Here is a 4,372-nt window from a genome sequence, read left to right on the forward strand (position 1 = left end):
TGACGACCGAATCGCCGACGGATCACCATCCATCCTGAACAGATGCGCCGGAAACTCAGCCATCGCGCCCGGACCTCCCCGTGTCCACGCCAACAACCCGCACTACGCACCGAACATAGACACCCGACAAACTTCGATGACTACTTCAGTCGCAAATCTCGCACAATCTGCGCAGCGGCCCGCATCGCCACATCACACGGTGACGGAATCACGGAACGAACCGGACCCACCGGCGGCGGCACCTCGTCTGTGTCTTCTACGCAGCGACGTGTGGGCGAACAGCCAGGCACTGGTAGCGCATGTTCAGCTGGCTGATGGCCTCTCCGTACTTGGCGTAGTAGACGTCGGTCAGCACCACCATCGGGAACTGGGCGTCCGCAGCGGTGAGCGCGCTGATCGGCAGGGACAGGTGGAGCAGCTTGCGCATCTCCATCACTGCCTTCACACCGGGACGATGGGTGACCAGGACGTCGATCGGCCCGGCCGCTGCCTCAAGCCTGGCGTCCTCCGTCGAATCGATCGAGCGGAAGCCCTCCGCAGCCAGCACCGACAACCGACCAGCGCGCGTGCCGTCGGACGTGCCCACCGCCCCGAGGTCGATGAGAACGACCTCGGGATCGGGGTCGTTCGTCGCGACGAACAAGCCGTCTCCCCCGCCGTCGTTGCCGATCAGCAGCAGGCCTGGCGCGTATTCCGGGACCTCGTACGCGAGGTTGCGTTCGGCGATCTCGTCGGGACCGTAGACGTAGACGTCGCCGTCGTCGTCCACCGGCCGCACGCCCGTCCACACGTCGAGCAGGGCCTCCGGCGGCCGGACGCCCACCTGCGCCTCGACGCGTTGGGAGATCGCCTTGCGATCCTCGTCCACGAAACGCTCCCCCTAAATGGCATTGATGCTGTTGAAGTACTTGTACGCGTCCTTGATTGCCTTCTGGGCCACGTCCTGCGGCACACCGGCGTTCAACAGTTCTCGATACGATTCCCGGAACTCGTGCTGAATGCTGGTGGCGAAGCCCCCCGCCCTCCGGCGCGCCGACTGGGCGGCACTGATGAGCGCGTGCGCCTCGCCGCTCGACGTACGGAGCAGGATCGCTGGTGCGGCACCGCGGGAATAGTTGACGACCTTGTTGACGACGGCCCACTCGTTCTGAATGATGTGGTGGCTCTGCACCTGCAGGTCGGCGGCGATGTTCTTGTTTCCGGGTGCCCGGTTGACGCCAGGCGAGAGATTCTTGTGCGGCGCGACATCGTTGACCTTGTGTCCACCGGGCCGTAGGGCGCAGGGAACGAGGCCGAACGGGTCGACGAGGTCGGTGGGGTTGCTGACGTAGCCGTACGGGTCGCTCGCGCCGAGCAGGCCGATGGGATCGCTGCTGACGTATCGCGCGGTAGCGGGGTCGTAGTGGCGGTAGAGGTTGTAGTTGAGGCCGCTCTCCGGGTCGTGGAACTGGCCCGGGAAGCGCAGCGGGCAGTCTGCTCCGGCGCTGTTGACCTGGGTAGGGATGCCCCAGATGGTGGTGCGCTGTTGCCAGGCGATCGCGCCGTCCGGGGTGATCAGCTCGGTGGGTGTGCCGACCAGGTCGGTCACGATCGCGTAGAAACGGCGGTCCACCTCGTCCTGATCGGCCAGGCCGTCGGTCTGACTGATCGGAGTGAACGTGTCGGGGGCGTACTCCCAGGTGCTGGTCCGTTCGCCGGCCTCGCCGCGGTGGGTCTGCTCGATCAGGCAGGGGCCGTCCCAGGCGAAGTCGACCTGTTCGGCTACGCCACCGTCGGCGTCGAGGCGTTGCTTGGCGACCCGGCGACCGAGCGCGTCGTACCGGTAGCGCCAGCGGGTGCCGTCCGGAGTGGTGACGGCGGTCAGCCGGTCCTCGCTGTCCCAGGTGTAATGCCAGGTCGACGGCTTGGTCGAGCGTTCCTTGCGCTGCCGCAGTGTCATCCGGCCGGCGGCGTCGTACTCATAACGGACGTCCCCCGCCCGTCGGATCAGGGTGCCGGTGTAGTCCCGCTCACCCTGATCCGCACGATCGTCACCCCGGCCAGGCCACGTCGCGCTCGCGACAGTGCCCGTGTCGTCGTAGGCGTACCGCTCGGTCCAGTCGGCGGCCTGCACCGAGGTGATCCGGCCGGCCCGGTCCACCTCCAGCCGTCGCTCGCCGGTGAGGTGGTCGGCGACGTCGGTCAGGTAGCCGTCGGCACGGTACCGGTAGGCCCGGTGCGCGACCAGGTCCGGCACCGAGGCTGGGCCGGCAGTGCTCGCGGTGAGGATCTGCGAGAGCAGCCGGTCGTTGGCGTCCCAACTCTGCGTCAGGGTAAGGCTGCCGACCGCCCGCCGGGTCTCCCGGCCGGCCGCGTCGTAGGTGAAGCTGACCGTCGCGCCGCCGGTGCGCAACACCACCGGCCGGTGCCCGGCGTCGTACTCCCAGGCGCTCTCCACCCCCGACGGAGTACGCCGGTGCGTCCGTCGACCGAGCACGTCGTAGGACGACGTGACCACCTGACCATCGCGGATCTCGGCGAGGACCCGGCCCAGCGGATCCCGCTCGAATCGGAGATCGACCTCAGGGGAGCTGGCGTGCAGCAGGTCGCCGAGCGGGTCGTACCCATAGGTCGTGACGCCCTCGGCGGTGCGCTTCTCCACGACGTTGCCCAGCACATCGCGGACCAGCTCGACGGTCTGCCCAGCGCCGTTGGTCCGGGCGATCAGCTGCCCGGCGGCGTCGTGCGTGTAGGTCCGCGTCCGGCCGTTGAAGTCGGTCTCGGCGACCAACCGCCCCGCCGGGTCGTAGTCGTAGCGCCAGACCAACCCCTGCGCGTTCGTGACCGAGGTGAGGCGCAGTTCGGTGTCGTAACCGAAGGACAACCGGGCGCCGTCCGGCCCGGTACGCGCCACCATGAGGTCGAAGTGGCCGATCTCGAACTCGGTGATCGCCCCAACCTGATCGGTGTGACTGACCAGGTTGCCCTCGGGGTCGTAGGTCCACTCCTCGCTCGACCCGTCCGGGCTACGCCGCCAGGCGGGCTGGCCGTCGGCGGTCCAGCCCAGACGCGTGATGCCACCGAGCGGGTCGATCACCTCGGCGATCCGCCCGGCCCGGTCCCGCCGGAAACTCGTCACCGCCCCCACGGAGTCGGTGAGCTGACTGATCAACCCGGCCGGGTCGGTGGTCACCAGCAGGGTGTTGCCGAGCGCGTCGGTCACCTCGGTGAGGTGACCGAGCGCGTCGTACCGGCAGCGGGTCACCGCGCCGATCGGGTCGTTGACCATGGTCAGGTTGCCGCGCTCGTCGTACTCACGCCGCCAGACCGCACCGTCGACGCCGGTGACCACCACGGGCTGATGCACGTCGTTGTACGACGCCAACGCCCGGCTGCCGTCCGGGCGGGTGACCTCGACCAGGTTGCCATCGTCATCGAACGACCAACGAGTCGTCCGCCCGAGAGCATCGGTCTCGGTCAGCTTCCGGTCGAAACTGTCCCAGGTGAAGGCCGTGACGTTGCCCAGCGGGTCGGTGACCCGTTGAACCTGGCCGCGTTCGGTCAGGTCGTAGATGGTCGTGTAGCCGAGCGAGTCGCCCACCGCGGTCTTCCGCTCGACGGGGTCGTAGTGCAGCCGGGCGGACAGGTATCCGCCGGAGCCGGTAGCGGCGACGCAGCGGCCCTGGTCGTCGTAGGTGTAGCGGTACTCCTGCTCGTTGCGGTCCTGCCAGTTGGTCAACCGGCCCTCGTCGTCGTAGGCGAACCGCAGCGGAAGACCCGACCCGTTGATCACCTCGGTGAGGTGACCAGCCTCGTCGTAACCGAACCGGACGAGAGTCCGGGCGTCACCGGAGGGTTCCGCGTCGAGCAGGCTCAGCGCCGCGACCTGGCCGTGCAGGGTGTCGACCGCGATCCGGTACCCGCCACTGTGCCGGATCTCGGTGACCGCACCGTCGTGCCACTCCAGGTCAATCCGATGGCCGTTACGGTCGGTGACGGCACCCAGCGGCAGCACCTGAACCGGGTCGCCCTCCCCCTCCGCCTCAGGATGCTCGGGCACCGCCTGGAAGTGCAGCGCGCGACCGGTCTCCGGCTGGTCGACCCGGTAACCGTCAGCCGTCGGGGACAGCGGCCAGCGCGGCCCGGTCTCCGGCAGGGTCGGCGCCTCGCCACTCGCGGGCGTCGGATAGGTGAGGACCATGCCGTCCTCGGCGACGAAGCAGATGCCGTGGTCGTCGACCTCGACCCGCTGATCAAGACTCGATGCCCAGGACGGCCCGAACCACCGACCCACCCGGTACGACGACAGGTGACTACGGCTCAGGACCAGCGGGAGCAGGCCGGGCAGCTCGGCGTCGGTCTGGGTGAGCACCACCTCGCCGCTGGCCACGTC

2 protein-coding genes are annotated in these 4,372 nt (G+C 68.6%); both read right to left on the reverse strand.

The window, feature by feature from the left end:
- Positions 1-256 precede the first annotated feature (256 nt).
- Complete coding sequence (locus AB0F61_RS34020) at positions 257-868, reverse strand: hypothetical protein (RefSeq protein ID WP_357818470.1); 612 nt, start codon at positions 866-868, stop codon at positions 257-259.
- Positions 869-880: 12 nt separating this feature from the next.
- Positions 881-4,372 (reverse strand): DUF6531 domain-containing protein (locus AB0F61_RS34025; RefSeq protein ID WP_357818473.1); only part of this gene is annotated, 3,492 nt, incomplete at its 5' end.

This window comes from Micromonospora sp. NPDC023888, assembly GCF_040639415.1.
GTDB lineage: Bacteria > Actinomycetota > Actinomycetes > Mycobacteriales > Micromonosporaceae > Micromonospora.